General features: G+C 70.7%; 19 protein-coding genes. 7 read left to right on the top strand and 12 right to left on the bottom strand.

Going from position 1 to position 17,733, the window contains the following annotated elements; translation table 11 throughout:
• Positions 1 to 29: 29 nt before the first annotated feature.
• The 3 genes from ACFYZE_RS11965 to ACFYZE_RS11955 all read right to left on the bottom strand — a co-directional run bounded on the left by ACFYZE_RS11965 (position 30) and on the right by ACFYZE_RS11955 (position 2,632).
• Positions 30 to 752 carry a DUF2637 domain-containing protein gene (locus tag ACFYZE_RS11965; RefSeq protein WP_388991382.1) on the bottom strand — a complete coding sequence of 241 codons (723 nt, stop codon included), beginning with the start codon at positions 750 to 752 and terminating at the stop codon, positions 30 to 32.
• Between the two features lie 25 nt (positions 753 to 777).
• Entirely contained in the window at positions 778 to 957 is a 180-nt protein-coding gene (locus ACFYZE_RS11960; protein ID WP_103840074.1) for a hypothetical protein, read from the bottom strand.
• A 556-nt stretch (positions 958 to 1,513) separates the two neighbouring features.
• Positions 1,514 to 2,632, bottom strand: coding sequence for a hypothetical protein (locus ACFYZE_RS11955; protein WP_388991380.1), 1,119 nt, complete (start codon positions 2,630 to 2,632; stop codon positions 1,514 to 1,516).
• Positions 2,633 to 2,836: 204 nt separating this feature from the next.
• Between ACFYZE_RS11955 and ACFYZE_RS11950 the strand changes: the two genes are divergently transcribed.
• Positions 2,837 to 3,991, top strand: coding sequence for a cystathionine gamma-synthase (locus tag ACFYZE_RS11950; RefSeq protein ID WP_388991378.1), 1,155 nt, complete (start codon positions 2,837 to 2,839; stop codon positions 3,989 to 3,991).
• A 21-nt stretch (positions 3,992 to 4,012) separates the two neighbouring features.
• Here the strand turns inward: ACFYZE_RS11950 and ACFYZE_RS11945 are convergent, their stop codons facing one another.
• The 3 genes from ACFYZE_RS11945 to ACFYZE_RS11935 form a co-directional block, all read right to left on the bottom strand.
• Positions 4,013 to 4,261: a hypothetical protein gene (locus ACFYZE_RS11945; RefSeq protein WP_388991376.1), complete on the bottom strand. Its 249-nt coding sequence runs from the start codon at positions 4,259 to 4,261 to the stop codon at positions 4,013 to 4,015.
• Positions 4,262 to 4,378: 117 nt separating this feature from the next.
• A complete protein-coding gene (locus ACFYZE_RS11940; RefSeq protein WP_388991375.1) occupies positions 4,379 to 4,882 on the bottom strand; it encodes a sigma factor-like helix-turn-helix DNA-binding protein in 504 nt (167 codons plus the stop codon).
• A gap of 197 nt (positions 4,883 to 5,079) precedes the next feature.
• Positions 5,080 to 5,595 carry a MarR family winged helix-turn-helix transcriptional regulator gene (locus tag ACFYZE_RS11935; RefSeq protein WP_388991373.1) on the bottom strand — a complete coding sequence of 172 codons (516 nt, stop codon included), beginning with the start codon at positions 5,593 to 5,595 and terminating at the stop codon, positions 5,080 to 5,082.
• A gap of 164 nt (positions 5,596 to 5,759) precedes the next feature.
• On the opposite strand from ACFYZE_RS11935, the gene ilvA reads away from it, so the two are divergent.
• From ilvA to ACFYZE_RS11920, 3 genes are all read left to right on the top strand, one after another.
• Positions 5,760 to 6,989 (top strand): threonine ammonia-lyase, encoded by a 1,230-nt coding sequence (gene ilvA, locus ACFYZE_RS11930; RefSeq protein ID WP_388991371.1) that lies wholly within the window; start codon positions 5,760 to 5,762, stop codon positions 6,987 to 6,989.
• A gap of 253 nt (positions 6,990 to 7,242) precedes the next feature.
• Positions 7,243 to 8,253, top strand: coding sequence for an ATP-binding cassette domain-containing protein (locus ACFYZE_RS11925; protein WP_388991369.1), 1,011 nt, complete (start codon positions 7,243 to 7,245; stop codon positions 8,251 to 8,253).
• Positions 8,250 to 9,101: an ABC transporter permease gene (locus tag ACFYZE_RS11920; RefSeq protein WP_388991367.1), complete on the top strand. Its 852-nt coding sequence runs from the start codon at positions 8,250 to 8,252 to the stop codon at positions 9,099 to 9,101. The genes ACFYZE_RS11925 and ACFYZE_RS11920 overlap by 4 nt, the downstream gene beginning before the upstream one ends.
• A 151-nt stretch (positions 9,102 to 9,252) precedes the next feature.
• Here ACFYZE_RS11920 and greA read toward each other — a convergent pair whose 3' ends face one another.
• Positions 9,253 to 9,750 (bottom strand): transcription elongation factor GreA, encoded by a 498-nt coding sequence (gene greA, locus ACFYZE_RS11915; RefSeq protein WP_388991365.1) that lies wholly within the window; start codon positions 9,748 to 9,750, stop codon positions 9,253 to 9,255.
• A 166-nt stretch (positions 9,751 to 9,916) separates the two neighbouring features.
• Positions 9,917 to 10,315 (bottom strand): DUF4307 domain-containing protein, encoded by a 399-nt coding sequence (locus tag ACFYZE_RS11910; RefSeq protein ID WP_388991363.1) that lies wholly within the window; start codon positions 10,313 to 10,315, stop codon positions 9,917 to 9,919.
• Positions 10,316 to 10,473: 158 nt separating this feature from the next.
• Here ACFYZE_RS11910 and mca point away from each other — a divergent pair, with 158 nt between their 5' ends.
• The 3 genes from mca to ACFYZE_RS11895 all read left to right on the top strand — a co-directional run bounded on the left by mca (position 10,474) and on the right by ACFYZE_RS11895 (position 13,863).
• Entirely contained in the window at positions 10,474 to 11,352 is an 879-nt protein-coding gene (gene mca, locus ACFYZE_RS11905; protein WP_388991361.1) for a mycothiol conjugate amidase Mca, read from the top strand.
• A gap of 6 nt (positions 11,353 to 11,358) precedes the next feature.
• Entirely contained in the window at positions 11,359 to 11,628 is a 270-nt protein-coding gene (locus tag ACFYZE_RS11900) for a hypothetical protein (RefSeq protein ID WP_388991359.1), read from the top strand.
• Between the two features lie 207 nt (positions 11,629 to 11,835).
• On the top strand, positions 11,836 to 13,863 hold the full coding sequence (locus tag ACFYZE_RS11895) for a thioredoxin domain-containing protein (protein ID WP_388991357.1): 2,028 nt from the start codon (positions 11,836 to 11,838) through the stop codon (positions 13,861 to 13,863).
• Positions 13,864 to 13,934: 71 nt separating this feature from the next.
• Here ACFYZE_RS11895 and ACFYZE_RS11890 read toward each other — a convergent pair whose 3' ends face one another.
• From ACFYZE_RS11890 to ACFYZE_RS11875, 4 genes are all read right to left on the bottom strand, one after another.
• Positions 13,935 to 14,666, bottom strand: coding sequence for a Mut7-C RNAse domain-containing protein (locus ACFYZE_RS11890; RefSeq protein WP_388991355.1), 732 nt, complete (start codon positions 14,664 to 14,666; stop codon positions 13,935 to 13,937).
• Between the two features lie 25 nt (positions 14,667 to 14,691).
• Positions 14,692 to 15,339: a TetR/AcrR family transcriptional regulator gene (locus ACFYZE_RS11885; protein WP_388991353.1), complete on the bottom strand. Its 648-nt coding sequence runs from the start codon at positions 15,337 to 15,339 to the stop codon at positions 14,692 to 14,694.
• Positions 15,336 to 15,482 carry a hypothetical protein gene (locus tag ACFYZE_RS11880; RefSeq protein WP_388991351.1) on the bottom strand — a complete coding sequence of 49 codons (147 nt, stop codon included), beginning with the start codon at positions 15,480 to 15,482 and terminating at the stop codon, positions 15,336 to 15,338. The genes ACFYZE_RS11885 and ACFYZE_RS11880 overlap by 4 nt, the downstream gene beginning before the upstream one ends.
• Positions 15,483 to 15,697: 215 nt before the next feature.
• Entirely contained in the window at positions 15,698 to 17,557 is a 1,860-nt protein-coding gene (locus ACFYZE_RS11875) for a glycosyltransferase family 2 protein (protein ID WP_388991349.1), read from the bottom strand.
• Positions 17,558 to 17,733: the final 176 nt, after the last annotated feature.

Raw genomic sequence — 17,733 nt, 5'->3', positions numbered from 1 at the left:
TCCGTGTGGCGTTCGCGCGGAGTCGTGGGTCAGCCGCCGCCGGCCGGCTCCTTGCCGGGGGCCGCGTGCCGGGGGCGGTACTTGCACGACACCTGGCCGACGAGCTCCCGGAAGCACACCAGTGCGGTGATCGGCGGAATCCCGACGATCACCATCGAGAGCACGGAGTACGAGGAGTGGCTGATGCACAGGGCCACTGCCGTCGCGGAGGCGATCAGGATGACGCACCAGGACCGCCGGGCGGTGCGGTGCTGGAAGGCCGCCCGCAGGATGGACAGCGCGGCCACGAACCACGGTCCGTACACCGTCAGCGGCCACCACTGGGCGAGCGGCGCGGGCAGGACGGTGGCGGCGATTTCGCGCAGCTGGTTGTAGGAGTAGGCGGTGGACCAGCCCAGCATCGCCACCGCGCACGCGGCGATCGTGGCGACCAGGAGCGTGACGGGGCTGAGTCGCTGACCGCCGTCGAGGATGTGGGAAGCGGGCCGGTGGCGCCGCCGGTCGATCCGGTGGCGGTGCTGGCCGTCCAGCGAGGGCGGAGCGGGGTCCACAGCCGACACGGTGGAGAGCATCTGGGCCAGCTCTTCGTCGGGATCCCAGCCGTTCGGCGCGATGTCCGGGCCGGGGGCGCTCCACACGGGATGCGTCTCGAGGGGATCGACATGATAGGAGTGCTGGCCGAGCACATCATGATCGGATCTCAGGGCGAACTGAATGTCGTAGAGGCTTGGCTCGCCTTGAAGCCTGTCCATTCTCGAAGTTCCTCCGAGCTCTGTATCAGGATGCTCCGTCCAGAGCGCGCAGGTATTCGCTCTCCATGTCGCTGATCTTCTTGAGGAAGTCTTCAAGAAGGTCCGAACAGCCCTTGAGGCGCACGTCACCGCCGGCCGGCTCGTGCCAGCCGGCGCCACTTCCGACGGGGATCTGATCTTCCGGTTCGTTCCAAGTCACGATCACCTAACGAGCGCAACGGGGTGCCCAGCTATCCGGCATTTGGGGGAATAAATCGACGCAGAATCGTTTTTGCAATCAGATGACAGTACCTGGTCGGCGTATTTCTCACTATCCGTGCAGCAGCATTTCATTGAATATGATTTCACGGTGTGTGAGGTGTCGGGGAGAGCCGTCCCGGGAAGGTGCCGCCAGCGCTGTTGTCCCGGGCCCCTCTCTCAGGGCACCGGTCGGTGACGATGGCTTCTCTGAGGCTCTCGACGATGGCGAGCAACTCGGACCGTTCCTGCTGCGGTACCTCGATCTTGTCGAGCGTCCGGTTGAAGTCGTCGATGAAGGCCGCCCACCGGTCCCGGTGTTCAGCATGTCGCGATGGGAGTCCTCCATCGGGCGCCCCGTGTACCGCTGCGGCCCCCCGGTCGCCTCGCCCACCATCTCCGTCACCAGGTACTTGAACCCGGGCGGCAATACGCGGTGGTGCACGCCCGCTCCTTGGGCAGGAGTCGCTGTGGAGCGCGCGGATCCTGCGTTGCGAGCGTGCGGGATCGGCCGTCGACCCGGCTCAGTGCGGCAGCGTCGCCGGGCTCCCTCCGTTCGCCTCGTACCCGGCCACCGCCAGCGCCCGGTACACCGCGTAGTCCGCGGCCGGGTCGGCGGTCAGGGTCCAGGGCAGCGCGCCCACGTGGCCGTCGACGTGGACCAGCTGGGCCATCGCCTCCGCCCAGCGCTCGCTGCGGACCAGGAAGAACACCAGCAGATGGCGGACGTGCGCCAGCATCGGGTCGTCGGGGCGGGCCGAGTGCACCGCGTGCAGCGCGCCGTGGACGGCCTTGGTCACGACCTCGCTCTGGTAGAAGCTGCGGACCAGGTTCACCTCGGGAAGGTGCTCGAAGACCGCGAACAGGGGCATGGCCGCGAGAAGCGAGCCCTGCGGGGCGCGGGCCGCGGCCGCCTCCGCGAAGGAGTACGCCAGCTCACGCGAGCCGTGCCACTTCTCGCACCAGTAGTGCAGCGCCGCCAGGTGCGCCCCCATGTGGGTGGGCGCCCGGTCGAGGATCTTCAGCCACAGCTGCTCGAACTCCGGCTGAGGGTAGGCGAGGCCGCGGGCCACGGACAGTTCGATGATGTAGGGGACCGGGTCGCCGGGGGCCAGCAGCGCCGCCTCCCCGCACGCCGACCTGGCCTCCTCCATGATGATCCGGAACTCTTCCGTCCCCGGCGTCGACGTGCGCCACGCCTGCTGCACCAGGAACTCCGCGTGCACGGCCGCGCCCCCCGCGTCCTTGGGCGCCTCGGCCCGCCACACCCGCAGCCACTGTCCGCCCGGCGTCTCGCTCACCCCGCCGGGCCGCTGCTGCAGCTCCAGGGACGCGGCGCCCGCGAAGGCCTGCACGCGCTGCCAGCGGGTCTCGCCCTCCGCCTCCGTGCCGGCCAGGAGCTGGGCGGCCGCGTGGTAGTCCTGTGTGCGCTGCACCACGTCCAGGACGTCCAGCAGGTCCTCGTCGGCGCCGGGCATGCGGACGTCCAGCTCCTCCTGGCGCACGAACCCGTAGTTCGCCGGGTCCGCGGCGTCCGGGTCGCCCGGCGAGACCTGCTGAATGCCCGCTCGCCGGCGCATGAGGACGGGGAGCAGGACCATGCTGAACAGGGCCAGTGCCATCAGGACCCAGAGAATCACCATGGCCCAAGCGAACCAGACCGGTCCGACACTTGGCCATCCTGGTCGCCGCGCCTGTGGAAAACCCCGCCGCCCGGGCCCTTCCCGGTGCGGCGGCCCCCGTTTTCGGCTGCGGACGGCCCCGTTCCCCGCTGTGACGGCCCCGTTCCGGGGCCCCCGGCCTCGCGATCCCGCGTCCCGGCCGCGGGCGCACTACCCTCGGAACCCATGAGCGACAGGCACATCAGTCAGCATTTCGAGACCCTCGCGATTCACGCGGGGAACACCGCCGACCCCCTCACGGGCGCGGTCGTCCCGCCGATCTACCAGGTCTCCACCTACAAGCAGGACGGCGTCGGCGGGCTCCGCGGCGGCTACGAGTACAGCCGCAGCGCCAACCCCACCCGCACCGCCCTGGAGGAGAACCTCGCCGCCCTCGAGGGCGGCCGACGAGGCCTCGCGTTCGCGTCCGGGCTGGCGGCCGAGGACTGCCTGCTGCGTACGCTGCTCGCCCCCGGCGACCACGTGGTGATCCCGAACGACGCGTACGGCGGTACGTTCCGCCTGTTCGCCAAGGTCGTCTCCCGGTGGGGTGTGGAGTGGTCGGTGGCCGACACCAGCGACCCGGCCGCCGTGCGGGCCGCCCTCACCCCGAGGACGAAGGTCGTGTGGGTGGAGACCCCCTCCAACCCGCTGCTCGGCATCACCGACATCGCCGCCGTCGCTCAGGTCGCCCGTGACGCGGGCGCCCGGCTCGTCGTCGACAACACGTTCGCGACCCCCTACCTCCAGCAGCCGCTCGCGCTCGGCGCGGACGTCGTCGTGCACTCCCTGACCAAGTACATGGGCGGCCACTCGGACGTCGTCGGTGGGGCGCTGATCGTGAACGACCAGGAGCTGAGCGAGCAGCTGGCCTACCACCAGAACGCGATGGGCGCGGTCGCCGGCCCGTTCGACTCCTGGCTGGTGCTGCGCGGCACGAAGACGCTCGCCGTGCGCATGGACCGGCACAGCGAGAACGCCACGAGGGTCGCCGACATGCTCAGCGGACACCCGCGCGTGAAGCGCGTGCTGTACCCGGGCCTGCCTGAGCACCCCGGTCACGAGGTCGCGGCCAAGCAGATGAAGGCGTTCGGCGGCATGGTGTCGTTCCGGGTGGAGGGCGGCGAGGAGGCGGCCGTCGAGGTCTGCAACCGTGCCCAGGTGTTCACCCTCGGCGAGTCGCTCGGCGGTGTCGAGTCCCTGATCGAGCACCCGGGGCGCATGACGCACGCGTCCGCGGCCGGCTCGGCCCTCGAGGTCCCCGCCGACCTGGTCCGTCTCTCCGTGGGCATCGAGAACGTCGACGACCTCCTGGAGGACCTGAAGCAGGCCCTCGGCTGAGGCACCGCCTCACCCTCGGCCTCACCAGTCGCTGATCGGTGGAGTCGTCGTCGACGGCGGCTCCACCCAGGGGCGGGCGACCGACGCCCACACGGTGAAGGCGAGCACCGCGGCCACCAGGGCCAGCCACAGCACACGGAGGGCCACCGTGCGGCGGCGCAGCAGGCGGCTGCCGCGCCGTACCACGTCCCCGTACAGGTCCGGCGGCACCGGAGGCGGTGTCCGCTCCAGCATCCGGCGCACGGTCGCCTCCCGTTCGGACACGTTCACCGGGCACCTCCTTGGGCGTACGGCCCGGGCAGGGCGGTCCCGCGGGGCGCGGCGGGCCGGGGGCCGCGCACGTCCGCGTACGGCGCGGTCACGACGGCGCCACCTTCGGTGCCGCGGTCACGACGGCGCCACCTTCGGTGCCTGCATCGCTGGTGCCGTCCTCGCCGGGGGATGCAGCAGTGTCGCCATCGCCCGGGCGCAGATGGCCCGAACGCGCTCGGCGGGCAGGCCGAGCAGCGCGGCCGTCTGTTCCTCGGCGACCCCCTCGTACATCCTCAGGACGAGGATCAGCCGTTCCTGGGGCGACAGGTTCACCAGCGGGCTGCCCGGTGCCGGCCGGTGCCGGCCGAGCGCCCCGTACCGGTGCCACGCCTCGCGCGCGAAGCGGGTGGCCAGATGCTGGCGTGCCCGGGCGTAGGGGTCCTCGCCGCGCAGCCGGTCCCAGGAGGCGTACGTCTGGGCGAGGGCCAGCGTCAGCAGGCGCCGGGCCCGCGGGTTGTCGTCGGGGGCCTCCGCGGTGAGCAGGGTCGCGGCGTGCAGCAGCCGCCCGGCGGCGCCCGCGACGAACGCCTGGAACTCCCTGGCCCGGCGGGCGCCGTGGGACGCATGCCGTTCTCGCACCGCGCCTCCCGCCTGTGGGTGACCGTGAGGGGGCGGGACCCGTCGCGTACGTACGGCGTCGAGGGCGTGCGGCACACCGGACGGCGTACCGGCGACAGGGACCCGCTCTCATGGGAGACCGGCGGCGCCCCCCGGGTCAAGAGCCTTGGAGCACCCGCACGCGCGTGTGTCGGCGTCACGGCGTACGCGTGCGTGGCTCAGGACGCCGGCTGGGACTCCGGTCCCGCGACCCCCTGCGTGCCCTGCCGGGCGGAGAGCGCGACATTGAAGCGGGTCAGGAGCGAGGTGAACGTCTCGCGCTCCTCCGGCGCCCAGTCGTGCGTCAGTTCGGCCATGAGTTGGCGCCTGGAGGAACGTACCTCCTCGAGCCGGGAGAGCCCGCGGGGGGAGAGCTGGAGCACCACCGCGCGTCCGTCCTCCGGGTGCGAGGTGCGCTTGACGAGACCGGTGTCGACCAGCGGGGCGACCTGCCGGGTGACCGTCGAGGAGTCGATGCCCATGCTGGCGGCGAGCGCCTTGACGCCCATGGGGCCCTCCTTGTCCAGGCGGTTGAGCAGCAGGTACGCGGCACGGTCCATGGAGTTGCGCACCTGCCCCACCCCGCCGAGCCGCGTCTGCTCGGCACGGCGCGCGAACACCGCGACCTCGTGCTGCAGCGTGTCCAGAAGACCGGTCTCACCGACAGTGCTCATGTCGGTCATGTCCATAGACATCTCAGGTGTTGTGGGCATCGCCGGGGGCTCACTTCGTGCGTGGGGAGCTGGGTTGGGGGACAGGGTACGCGGCCGGGGCGCAGGACGTACCAGGGCTGTGCAAACCCGTTCCGAGCCTTGGTCACACCCGCTGTGGACGGGCGTGAACTGCGAGACTTGTGGTCATGAACTACAGCACGGCCGACTCCTTGCCGACGGTGACGCCGGACGACGTCCGGGGCGCCCAGAAGATGCTCTCGGGCGTCGCACGTGTCACCGCCATGGAGGGCAGCAGGCACCTGTCCCAGCTGGTCGGCGCCCCGGTGCACCTGAAGTGCGAGAACCTCCAGCGGACCGGGTCGTTCAAGCTGCGGGGCGCGTACGTGCGCATCGCGGGGCTGCTGCCCGAGGAGCGGGCCGCGGGGGTCGTCGCCGCGAGCGCGGGCAACCATGCGCAGGGCGTGGCCCTCGCCTCCGCGCTGCTCGGTGTGCGCTCCACGGTGTTCATGCCGAAGGGCGCCCCGCTGCCGAAGATCAGCGCGACCCGGGAATACGGCGCGGACGTACGGCTGCACGGCCAGGTGGTGGACGAGACGCTGGCCGCCGCGCAGGAGTACGCGGCGGAGACGGGCGCGGTGTTCATCCACCCGTTCGACCACCCGGACATCATCGCGGGCCAGGGCACGGTGGGCCTGGAGATCCTGGAGCAGTGCCCCGATGTGCGCACGATCGTCGTCGGCACCGGCGGCGGCGGGCTCATCGCGGGTATCGCGACCGTGGTGAAGGCGCTGCGGCCGGACGTACGGGTGGTGGGCGTGCAGGCGGAGGGCGCGGCCGCGTACCCGCCCTCGCTCGCGGCCGGGCGGCCGGTGTCGGTCGAGAGCGCGGCGACCATGGCCGACGGCATCAGGGTGGGGCGGCCCGGTGACGTGCCGTTCAGTATCGTCCGCGATCTGGTCGACGAGGTCCGTACGGTGTCCGAGGACGCGCTGTCCGCCGCGGTGCTGCTGTGCATGGAGCGGGCCAAGCTGGTCGTCGAGCCGGCCGGCGCGAGCCCCGTGGCGGCGCTGCTGAGCGATCCCGGCGCCTTCGAGGGCCGGGTGGTCGCGGTGCTGTCCGGCGGCAACGTCGACCCGGTGCTGCTGCAGCGCATCCTGCGGCACGGCATGGCCGCGCAGGGCCGTTACCTGGCCGTACGGCTGCGGCTGACCGACCGCCCGGGCGCCCTGGCCACGCTCCTCGGGGTGCTCTCGCTGGTGGACGCCAACGTCCTCGACGTGAGCCATGTGCGAACCGACCCCCGGCTCGGGCTCACGGAGGCGGAGGTCGAGCTGCACCTGGAGACCAAGGGCCCGGAGCACTGCGCGGAGGTCGGGCACGCGCTGCGGAAGGCGGGCTACACCGTCATCGGCTGAGGCGGGCCGGCCCCTCATCGGCTGGGGCGGGCCGGCCCCTCATCGGCTGGGGCCGGAGGCGTGTCCGTGGCGTGTCGGGAACGGTCGGCGAAAATCCGTTGAGAGACGCGATACATCGCGTTATGGTGTGTGTCGCATCACCTGGTGCCTCGTCACTTTGTGACGGGTCTCGCCCTCATCGTGTTTTGCGCGTACTTTGCCATACCCCTGTCCCCGGCGGCTCGCCGTTTTTCCGACGACGTGGAGAACTGATATGCCAGGCGCCATCCATGCCGAAGGCCTGGTGAAGACCTTCGGCGACGTAAGAGCTCTGGACGGCGTCGACCTCGACGTCCCTCAGGGCACCGTGCTCGGCCTCCTCGGGCCCAACGGCGCGGGCAAGACCACCACGGTCCGCTGCCTGACCACCCTGCTGCGCCCCGACAGCGGCAGGGCGCTCGTCGCGGGCATCGACGTGCTCAAGGACCCGGACGCGGTGCGCCGCTCGGTGGGCCTGTCCGGGCAGTTCGCCGCGGTCGACGAATACCTGACCGGCCGCGAGAACCTCCAGATGGTGGGCCGGCTCTACCAGATGCGCGGCAAGGCGGCGAAGCAGCGCGCGACCGAGCTGCTGGAGCAGTTCCACCTCACGGACGCCGCCGACCGCCCCACCAAGACCTACTCCGGCGGTATGCGCCGCCGTCTCGACCTCGCCGCCGCCCTGGTGGTCCGGCCGCCCGTGATGTTCATGGACGAGCCGACGACCGGCCTCGACCCGCGCAACCGCCAGCAGTTGTGGGAGGTCATCAAACAGCTCGTCTCCGACGGCACGACGCTGCTGCTGACCACTCAGTACCTCGAAGAGGCCGACCACCTGGCACACGACATCGCCGTCGTCGACCACGGCCGCGTCATCGCCCGCGGCACCTCCGACCAGCTCAAGGCCCGCACGGGCGGTGAGCGCGTCGAGGTCGTGGTGCACGAGCGCGAGCACATCGCGACCGCCGCGGAGGTGCTGAGCCGCTTCGGCAAGGGCGACGCCACGGTCGAGGAGCACACCCGCAAACTGACGGTCCCGGTCACCGGCGGCGCCAAGCTGCTGGCCGAGATCATCCGAGAGCTGGACAGCCGCGGCATCGAGATGGACGACGTGGGGCTGCGCCGACCCACCCTCGACGACGTCTTCCTGTCCCTGACCGGCCACGCCGCCGAGGAGAAACCCGAGGAGAACGGCGCGGCCGAGGACCCCAAGGCCCGCAAGCGCACCAAGGAGACCGCCAAGTGAGTGCCGGAACCGACGCCGTGCCCGTCGCGGTGCCCGCCAACCCCGTCGTCCAGTCCGTCCGCGACTCACTGGTCGTCGCCCAGCGGAACTTGATTCGCATGGGCCGGATTCCCGAGATGCTCATTTTCGGGCTGATCCAGCCGATCATGTTCGTGGTGCTGTTCACCTATGTGTTCGGCGGCTCGATCCAGGTCGGATCGTCCAGCACCACCCAGGCCTACCGCGAGTTCCTGATGGCCGGCATCTTCGCCCAGACCGTGACGTTCGCGACGGCGGGCGCGGGCGCGGGCATCGCCGACGACATGCACAAGGGCCTCATCGACCGCTTCCGCTCCCTGCCGATGGCACGGGGTGCGGTGCTGACCGGCCGCACCATCGCCGACCTGGTGCAGACGGCGCTCACCCTCGTCGTCCTGGCGGTCGTCGCCCTGATCGTCGGCTGGCGCACGCACGAGAACCTCGGCAAGGTGCTCGCCGGATTCGGCCTGCTCCTGCTGCTCGGTTACGCGTTCTCATGGATCGGCGCGCTCATCGGCCTGTCCGTGCGCACGCCTGAAGCGGCGACCTCCGGCGGCCTGATCTGGCTGTTCCCGCTGACCTTCATCTCGAACGCGTTCGTGGACGCCAACCAGATGCCGTCGTTCCTGCGGCACATCGCGGAGTGGAACCCGTTCAGCGCGACCGTGCAGGCGTGCCGCGAAATGTTCGGCAACCTTCCCCCGGGCTTCCGTACGCCCGACGCCTGGCCCATGCAGCACCCCGTGTGGGCCTCGCTGATCTGGTCGGTCGTGATCATCCTGGTCTTCCGCACCCTCGCGGTCCGCAAGTACCGCTCGGCGACGGCATGACGACCTCGGTGGCCTCCGGCGCTCGGCCGGAGGCCACCGGTCCCCTGCTCCCGGCGAGACAGAGGCCCCGGACGCGACGAGGCCCCCGGACACGACGAGGCCCCGGGGCGCGCCCGAAGCGCCCAGGGGCCGCGAAGTGTCGGGAGAAGCCTCAGCCCTGGTAGGGCTCGGCCTTCAGGATCCGCACCATGGCCTTCTTGCCGTTCGGCAGCTCGTACTCGGCGTCCTCGCCGACCTTCTTGCCGTTCACGCCCGTGCCCAGCGGGGACTGCGGCGAGTAGGTCTCGATGTCCGCGCTCGCGTACTCGCGCGAGGCCAGCAGGAAGGTCAGGGTGTCGTCCTCGTCACCGTCGAAGGCGATCGTGACGACCATGCCCGGTGCCACCACGCCCTCGGCCGCCGGAGCCTCGCCGACCTTGGCGTTCTCCAGGAGCTGGGTCAGCTGGCGCACACGGAGCTCCTGCTTGCCCTGCTCCTCCTTGGCCGCGTGGTACCCGCCGTTCTCACGCAGGTCGCCCTCCTCGCGCGCGGCCGCGATCTTGGCGGCGATCTCCGTGCGCGCAGGACCAGAAAGGTACTCCAGCTCGGCCTTGAGCTGGTTGTACGCCTCCTGGGTCAGCCAGGTGACGTTCTCGCTGGTCTGGGTCACAGGTGCTCCTCGTCGGTACTTGGAATACAAAGCATCGCCCTACCGAGAAGCATGTTCCTCCACGGGTGGGCGAAACCACGAGCCTAACAATTCACCGGCGAAAGGGGGAGGACATAAGCCATCAGAATTACGTCAGCGCAGGTCACAGGCCCCAACACGGGTGACGTCAGTCGGCGTGACAGCCCAGCAGCTCCGCCGTCGTCCCCGGCGCGGTGGTGCGCAGCGTGACGACCTTGTCGATCTGCGTGGCGTGCCCGCCGAACCGGAAGTCGGCCCGGCCCACCTCGGTGCCGTCCGCCGCCTGGGACCGCAGGGTGCAGTAGCCGGTGGCGTCGGCGTCCTTGCGTACCTCCAGGTGGGCCTTGACCGTGTCCCGCGAGGCCTCGAACGTGATGACCTGCCCGCTGATCTTGCTCTGGCCGACATAGTGGTACGCGAACCAGCCGACGAGCACGAGCAGCGCCGCTCCCAGCACACTGCCGACGATCTTGAGCGTGCGGTCGGCGCGCTCGTCCGAGGAGCGCCCGTAGCGGTCCTCGGGCAGCCGCGTGCTCACCGTGGTCATGATCGTCCTCTCGGCCGGGGGCCGGGACGGATGTCCCGAAAAGGACGTCCGGGGACCGGGCCCGGAATTTTTCGCCCCCCGATTCGGTCACTATAGAAGCCGCCCATCGCGCCGCATCACACCGGGCGCCGACTTGCCGAGTGACCGAGGATCGAGTCTTGACTGACCAACTGCGACTGATGGCCGTGCACGCCCACCCCGACGACGAGTCGAGCAAGGGCGCGGCCACCATGGCGAAGTACGTGGCCGAGGGGGTGGACGTGCTCGTGGTGACCTGCACGGGCGGGGAGCGCGGCTCCATCCTCAACCCGAAGCTGCAGGGCGACAAGTACATCGAGGAGCACATCCACGAGGTACGCAAGAAGGAGATGGACGAGGCCCGCGAGATCCTCGGCGTCAAGCAGGAGTGGCTCGGCTTCGTCGACTCGGGTCTGCCCGAGGGCGACCCGCTGCCCCCGCTGCCGGAGGGCTGCTTCGCCCTGGAGGACGTCGACAAGGCGGCCGGCGAGCTGGTGAGGAAGATCCGCTCCTTCCGTCCCCAGGTGATCACCACCTACGACGAGAACGGTGGCTACCCGCACCCCGACCACATCATGACGCACAAGATCTCGATGGTGGCGTTCGAGGGCGCGGCGGACACCGAGAAGTACCCGGAGGCGGAGTTCGGCCCCGCGTGGCAGCCGCTGAAGCTGTACTACAACCAGGGTTTCAACCGGCCCCGGACCGAGGCCCTGCACAAGGCGATGCTCGAGCGCGGGCTTGAGTCGCCCTACGGGGAGTGGCTGAAGCGGTGGGACGAGTTCAACCGCGCCGAGCGCACCCTGACCACCCACGTCCCGTGCGCCGACTTCTTCGAGATCCGCGACAAGGCGCTGATCGCGCACCGCACGCAGATCGACCCCGACGGCGGCTGGTTCCGGGTCCCGCTGGAGCTGCAGAAGTCGGTCTGGCCGACGGAGGAGTACGAGCTGGCGAAGTCCCTCGTGGACACCTCGCTCCCGGAGGACGACCTCTTTGCAGGCGTCCGCCGGCCCTGAGGGACAATGCCTGACATGAGCGCAAGCGTGAGCCTGGCTGTGACGCACCTGGTGCCGCTGGCCGACGTCGACGAGAACAAGGTCACCCCCGGTGTCCTCGGCTTCATCGTCTTCGCGGTGATGGCACTGGCCGTGTGGGGACTGATGAAGTCCATGAACAAGCACATGGGCAAGGTGTCCTTCGAGGAGGACGCCGACGACTCGAGCGAGGAGGCCGGGAAGAAGGGCCCGGGCCCGGCGACGGCCAAGGGCACGCCCAAGGCTCAGCAAGGCTGACGGCTTCCCGCTCGCCCCCGGCTCCTCTCTCCTCCGGATGAGCTCGCACGCCGCGGTGCCGTGAACGGTTCCGGCCGATTCGGCACCGCCGGGCGACATTGCCGAGGTGGCCGGGAAGCGCCCACACACGCGAGGACGCCCGCGATGGGCGCGCCCGGTCAAACCGCTGTTCTCCGCGGTGCCCGACGCACGTGGGAGAGTGGAACGGTGAACCGACTGGCCCATGAGACGTCCCCGTATCTGCTTCAGCACGCCGACAACCCCGTCGACTGGTGGCCCTGGTCGGACGAGGCCTTCGACGAGGCCCGTGAACGGGGTGTGCCGGTGCTGCTCAGCGTCGGTTACTCCAGTTGCCACTGGTGTCATGTCATGGCTCACGAGTCCTTCGAGGACGACGCGACAGCCGCCTACATGAACGAGCACTTCGTCAGCGTCAAGGTCGACCGCGAAGAGCGCCCCGACGTCGACGCCGTCTACATGGAGGCCGTCCAGGCCGCGACCGGGCACGGCGGCTGGCCCATGACCGTCTTCCTCACCCCCGACGCCGAGCCCTTCTACTTCGGCACCTACTTCCCGCCCACCCCCCGCCACGGCATGCCGTCCTTCCGGCAGGTCCTCGAAGGCGTCCAGCAGGCCTGGGCCGATCGCCGGGACGAGGTGGCCGAGGTCGCCGGGAAGATCACTCGGGATCTCGCCCAGCGCGAGATCAGCTACGGCGACACCCGGGCGCCCGGCGAGGAGGAACTCGCCCAGGCGCTCCTCGGTCTCACCCGTGAGTACGACGCGCAGCGGGGCGGCTTCGGCGGCGCGCCCAAGTTCCCGCCGTCCATGGTGATCGAGTTCCTGCTGCGCCACCACGCCCGCACCGGCTCCGAGGGCGCCCTGCAGATGGCGCAGGACACCTGTGAGCGCATGGCCCGAGGCGGCATCTACGACCAGCTCGGCGGCGGCTTCGCCCGCTACTCCGTCGACCGGGACTGGGTGGTGCCGCACTTCGAGAAGATGCTCTACGACAACGCCCTGCTGTGCCGGGTCTACGCGCACCTGTGGCGAGCCACCGGCTCGGACCTCGCCCGCCGGGTCGCCCTGGAGACCGCCGACTTCATGGTGCGGGAACTGCGCACCGCAGAAGGCGGGTTCGCCTCCGCCCTCGACGCCGACAGTGACGACGGCGAGGGCCGGCACGTCGAGGGCGCGTACTACGTGTGGACGCCGCAGCAGCTCAGCGAGGCGCTCGGGGACGACGACGCCGAACTCGCCGCGCGGTACTTCGGGGTGACCGAGGAGGGGACCTTCGAGCACGGCTCCTCCGTCCTGCAACTCCCCCAGCAGGAAGGCGTGTTCGACGCCCAGCGGATCGAGTCGATCCGGCGCCGCCTCTTCGGGAAGCGGGCCGAGCGCCCCGCCCCGGGCCGTGACGACAAGGTGGTCGCCGCCTGGAACGGCCTCGCGATCGCCGCGCTCGCCGAGACCGGCGCGTACTTCGACCGCCCCGACCTCGTGGACGCCGCGCTCGGCGCCGCCGACCTGCTCGTACGGCTGCACCTGGACGAGCACGCCCGTCTGGCCCGTACGTCGAAGGACGGCCGGGTGGGCGCGAACGCGGGCGTGCTGGAGGACTACGCGGACGTGGCCGAGGGCTTCCTGGCGCTTGCCTCCGTCACCGGTGAGGGTGTGTGGCTGGAGTTCGCCGGGTTCCTGCTCGATCACGTGCTCACGCGGTTCACCGATGACAGCGGCACGCTCTACGACACCGCCGCGGACGCCGAGAAGCTCATCCGCCGCCCCCAGGACCCCACCGACAACGCCACCCCGTCGGGCTGGACCGCCGCCGCGGGGGCGCTGTTGTCGTACGCCGCCCAGACCGGTTCGGAGCCCCACCGTGCCGCCGCCGAGCGGGCGTTGGGTGTCGTCAAGGCGCTGGGGCCGCGGGTGCCGCGCTTCATCGGGTGGGGGCTCGCGGTCGCCGAGGCGCTCCTCGACGGGCCGCGTGAGGTCGCGATCGTCGGCCCGGCGCTCGACGACCCCGCCACCAGGGCCCTGCACCGCACGGCACTTCTGGGCACGGCACCCGGCGCGGTCGTGGCCATCGGTACCCCGGAGAGTGATGAGCTGCCGCTCCTGGTCGACCGGATTCTGGTCGATGACGAACCGACCGCGTACGTCTGCCGCAACTTCACGTGTGATGCCCCGACCACCGATCCGGAACGGCTCCGCACGGCGCTGAGCGGCTGAAAACGCTCATGGCTCGGGCGGCGCCCTCCGCCTCCGCGTTCGCCCCGGTGGCCGCCGTGTGCCGACCGCCGTCAGCCCGGGCTCGACCCCTGCGCGAGGGCGCGCTCCACGATTGCCTCCAGCTGGTCGTGGTGCGCGCCCTTCCAGTACGCGCGGCCGCAGTCGAGGCAGCGGGCGAAGACGTCGTACGTCCGGCGCGTGCCGTGTTCGAGCTGATCGGCGACCTCGTCCTTGGTGGCGTCGCGGAGCAGGCCGTTGCAGGCCGTACAGCGTGTCCAGGGCCGCAGCTCGGGCGCGAACCGGTCGAGCACGTCGCGGAGTTGCTCTTCGGGCCGGGTGCTGTAGACGAAGGCGCCCGCCCACAGCTCGCGGCGGCGCAGCAGCCCCCGGTCACGGCTGAGCATCACCCGGCGCTCGGCGGCGGACCGGGCCGCGAGCGCCGCGTCCCCGATGTCCGTGGACTCGTACGCCGCGTCCACGCCGAGCAGCCGCAGCCGGCGGGCCAGGGTGCCGAGGTGGACGTCGAGGAGGAAGCGGAGCGGAGCGCCGGGCACCCGCTGGGGCCGCTCGACCGGGCGCACCTCGATGGTCTCCCCGGCGGCCGGCACGTGGGACGCGGCCACGGCGTGGCCGTCCACGACGAGCGCCCCGACCTCGGTCAGCGGCACACCGAGCGACTCGACGACATGACCGAGCGTGGACGCCCCGTCGGTGACGACCTGCGTGGGACCCCCGCGCCGCGCGTGCGGAACGAAGAGCCCCAGCTCGGGGGCGAACTCGATGTGGATCTCGGGTCCGTTCACCTGGTCAGGATGGCACGCGGGCCGCTCAGGAGCCTTGGGGTTTTTGCTCGAGTCCGTGTTCCATGACGCCCAGCGCCCGGTCCATCAGGTCACGGAGCTCGCCCTCGAAGCCGTTCTCCGCCCAGTACATGGAGACCTCCATCATGCCGCCGATGAGGGCCATGGCGCTGACGCGCACTTCAAGGCTTTCCGGGTCGCGTCCGGTGCGCTCCCCGAGGGCCTGGCGGAGCAGGCGCCCGGTCCCCGACATGCTCTCGAAGTACCGGGAGCGGACGGCGGGGACCTGGACCCCGAGGTGCGCCCGCAGCCGGAGCACCTCGGGATCCTCCTGCTCGCTCAGGTCGAGGACCCTGCCCATCACGTGCCGGACGGAGTCCATCCACGGCTCGTCCTCGGGGCGTGCGCGCAGCTCCTCCAGCAGCAGCGGGTCGTACTCGTCCGTGAGGACGATGTCCTCCTTGGTCGGGAAGTAACGGAAGACGGTGGACGGCGACACCTCGGCCCGGTCGGCGATCTGCTCGATCGTCGTGGCGTCGTACCCCTGCTCTCTGATCAGCGCGTACGTCGCGGCACGGATCGCTTCACGGGTCTTGATCTTCTTCCTCTCCCGCAGTCCGAGTCGGGGATGGTCGGCGGGGGAGTAGGGGGAACGTGCGGCCGTCATGCGGGTCATTGTCCGGCATCGGCCTGGGAGGTGACCATCTCGGAGGCCTCACGCGGCTCGTTCCGTGCGGCGGCCGCGCCCGGCAGGAACACCGCGGCCGGCAACGCCGAGGCGAGGGCCGCGGGCCCGCACACCGGCAGGACCAGGCTCATGCCGGGGACGCATGAGCCGCTCCGTCGTGCATGACAGTAACCGCGAAGTGACAGTAGCTCTCAAAATGAAGCTGCAGTCAGGAACAGCCTCTCCGGGCGCACAAAAAGGGAGGGCCACGGCTGACAAGCCGTGGCCATGGGGAGTGCTGAGATGACGGTCGTCCCCGTCACCGTCGGCCGGAGCCGGGCCCTTCGCCGACGGGAACCGGGCCGGTTCAGGCGGTCCCGGGCCGTTCGCCTTCCTGGGTCCGAGCGGCGGACGTGCCGTAATCCACGTCCCACACCCAGACCCCGCCGACCAGGGTGCCGTCCCGGCCCAGGAGCTGCTTCAGGGTCTCGTACAGGGGCGCGGCGTTGAACCCCGGCGCAAGCACGACGACGCCCGCCTTCCAGTACGTCAGGTCCTCCTCGGCTTCGGCCTTCTGCTGCGGGCCGATCTCCGGGACCCTCCCGCTCGCGTACACGGTCCCGAGCAGCCTGTAGGTGGGACGGGGTTCAGGGTTGTAGTTACCGATGTGTTCGGGGCCGTTGGGCGCCATGAAGTAACCGCCCGGCATGGTGAAGGCCATGCGGGTCGCGGACTGCCAGTGCTGCGACTCGGTGGTGTACGAGTGGGCGAGCGGTACGGGGACGAGGGTCTGGCCCTCGCCGACGTACCGGCGCCATGTCCCGTGGGCGATGAAGTCCGGCACGGGCGGCCGGGCGTTTGTGGGGTACGGGGTGGGCACGATCGGCAGCAGGGCCGCGGCGACGGCGGCGAGCCCCCACACCTTCAGCCGGAGGTCGGGCGTGGCCGCGAGGCGGTCCACAGCCAGCGCCACGAGAACGCCCAGCGCGGGTGCGCAGACCATGCCGAACCGGCTCTCGATGACCGACCCGAACAGAGGCAGGTCGAAGATCAGCCGCCATGGTCCGGGCAGGACGACGTGGGTGCCGGGGATCTGGATGCGTGTCCCCATGGAGAGCACTGCCCCACCGATCGCGGTGCACACCAGTGCCTTGACCAACGGCCGCCGCCACAGGCGGACGGCGATCGCGAGGGCGAGGGCGGCGAGCGGCCACCCGTAGAAGGCGTTCTGTTCCATGCGGTTCACAGCGAACCGGTCTGCGATCGCATGGTCGCCGGCCAGCGACCGTCCGGAGAACTCCAGGAAGGACAGCGGGCTGTTGACGACGGGGCCGTGCGGCACGTCCCTGTAGCTGCCCGGTCCGAAGAACTGGAAGTACAACGATCCTGCGACCAGCGTCAGGCACACGGTGAGCGCGATGGGGAGGCCCTTTCGGAGGTGCTTCACGGCGTTCCGCGCGCGACCGCGGTCCGCGAGGGCGTACGCGGCGGCGAACAGCAGCATCCCCACCGCGGCGAGCAGCAGCGCCTCCTCGCCGATGAAGATCTGGTAGGCCGTGAACAGGCCGAGCAGCACTCCGTTCCGCACCACCCGGTCACCCCGGCACAGACAGAGCGCCCGATCGACGATCAGCGGGATCAAGAAGGGCATGAAGTTGGGGTGCGCGTTGCCGTGACTGATCATCGGCGGGGCGAAGGCGGCGAGTGCCGCACCGACCGCCGCTGCGGGACGGCTGCGCACCGCCCACCGGCGCAGCACCCAGTACCACGTGATGCCCGTCGCCGCGAGGCCGCACGTCAGCAGGAGTGCGTAGGTCATGGTCGGCCCGAACGCCAGCGTGATCGGTGCGAGCGGCACGGTGAGACCGAGCATGACGGTGTTGGCCATCAGGTTCACCCCGTCGGGGAACCCCTGGACGGTGGTGAAGAACGGGTTGTGGAGGTGCGCGACGTTCTCGGCGGTGATCGCGATGAACCACTCGGCCTGGTTCTGGTCCGGTCCCGAGTCGGTCAGGTACTGGTGGTCCAGGTCGCCCCACAGGTTCATGTAGAGGAGTGGGGTGACGAGCAGGAAGAACACGGAGACGGCGATGTCGAAGGGCCGGACGGCGCGGGTGATCGGCCCGGCGATGCGCCGGAACCGGCCCGGTGGCCGTTGCCCGGGGATGGTGGCGGGTTCGGCGGTCACCACCGAGGTCTGGTCCGGCTGTTGGTCGACGGTGGTCATCTGCGCCCGCCTCCGAGTCGTTCCACCCTGGTATGGGCGTGTTCGCCCCCTACGTCTGGCGTCGGACACCCTAGAGGGCGACCCGTCCCGGACGTGCGAAGCGCGCCGTGGCGGTTACATTGTGTGACGCGTCCTGGCCGCGCTGTCCGGCCCTGCGCCGGCTTGGCGCGACGGGC

Source organism: Streptomyces sp. NPDC001796 (assembly GCF_042892355.1).
Classification (GTDB): Bacteria; Actinomycetota; Actinomycetes; order Streptomycetales; family Streptomycetaceae; genus Streptomyces.
The sequence above is the reverse complement of the archived record's forward strand: the minus strand, read 5'-3'. Positions and strand labels throughout refer to the sequence as shown.

Excerpts from the sequence above, each read along its gene's own strand:
- ACFYZE_RS11965 (WP_388991382.1), bottom strand. The coding sequence starts at position 752 with ATGGACAGGCTTCAAGGCGAGCCAAGCCTCTACGACATTCAGTTCGCC.
- ACFYZE_RS11955 (WP_388991380.1), bottom strand. The coding sequence starts at position 2,632 with ATGGTGATTCTCTGGGTCCTGATGGCACTGGCCCTGTTCAGCATGGTC.
- ACFYZE_RS11950 (WP_388991378.1), top strand. The coding sequence starts at position 2,837 with ATGAGCGACAGGCACATCAGTCAGCATTTCGAGACCCTCGCGATTCAC.
- ACFYZE_RS11935 (WP_388991373.1), bottom strand. The coding sequence starts at position 5,595 with ATGTCTATGGACATGACCGACATGAGCACTGTCGGTGAGACCGGTCTT.
- ilvA (WP_388991371.1), top strand. The coding sequence starts at position 5,760 with ATGAACTACAGCACGGCCGACTCCTTGCCGACGGTGACGCCGGACGAC.
- ACFYZE_RS11925 (WP_388991369.1), top strand. The coding sequence starts at position 7,243 with ATGCCAGGCGCCATCCATGCCGAAGGCCTGGTGAAGACCTTCGGCGAC.
- ACFYZE_RS11910 (WP_388991363.1), bottom strand. The coding sequence starts at position 10,315 with ATGACCACGGTGAGCACGCGGCTGCCCGAGGACCGCTACGGGCGCTCC.
- ACFYZE_RS11900 (WP_388991359.1), top strand. The coding sequence starts at position 11,359 with ATGCCTGACATGAGCGCAAGCGTGAGCCTGGCTGTGACGCACCTGGTG.
- ACFYZE_RS11885 (WP_388991353.1), bottom strand. The coding sequence starts at position 15,339 with ATGACCCGCATGACGGCCGCACGTTCCCCCTACTCCCCCGCCGACCAT.
- ACFYZE_RS11880 (WP_388991351.1), bottom strand. The coding sequence starts at position 15,482 with ATGAGCCTGGTCCTGCCGGTGTGCGGGCCCGCGGCCCTCGCCTCGGCG.
- ACFYZE_RS11875 (WP_388991349.1), bottom strand. The coding sequence starts at position 17,557 with ATGACCACCGTCGACCAACAGCCGGACCAGACCTCGGTGGTGACCGCC.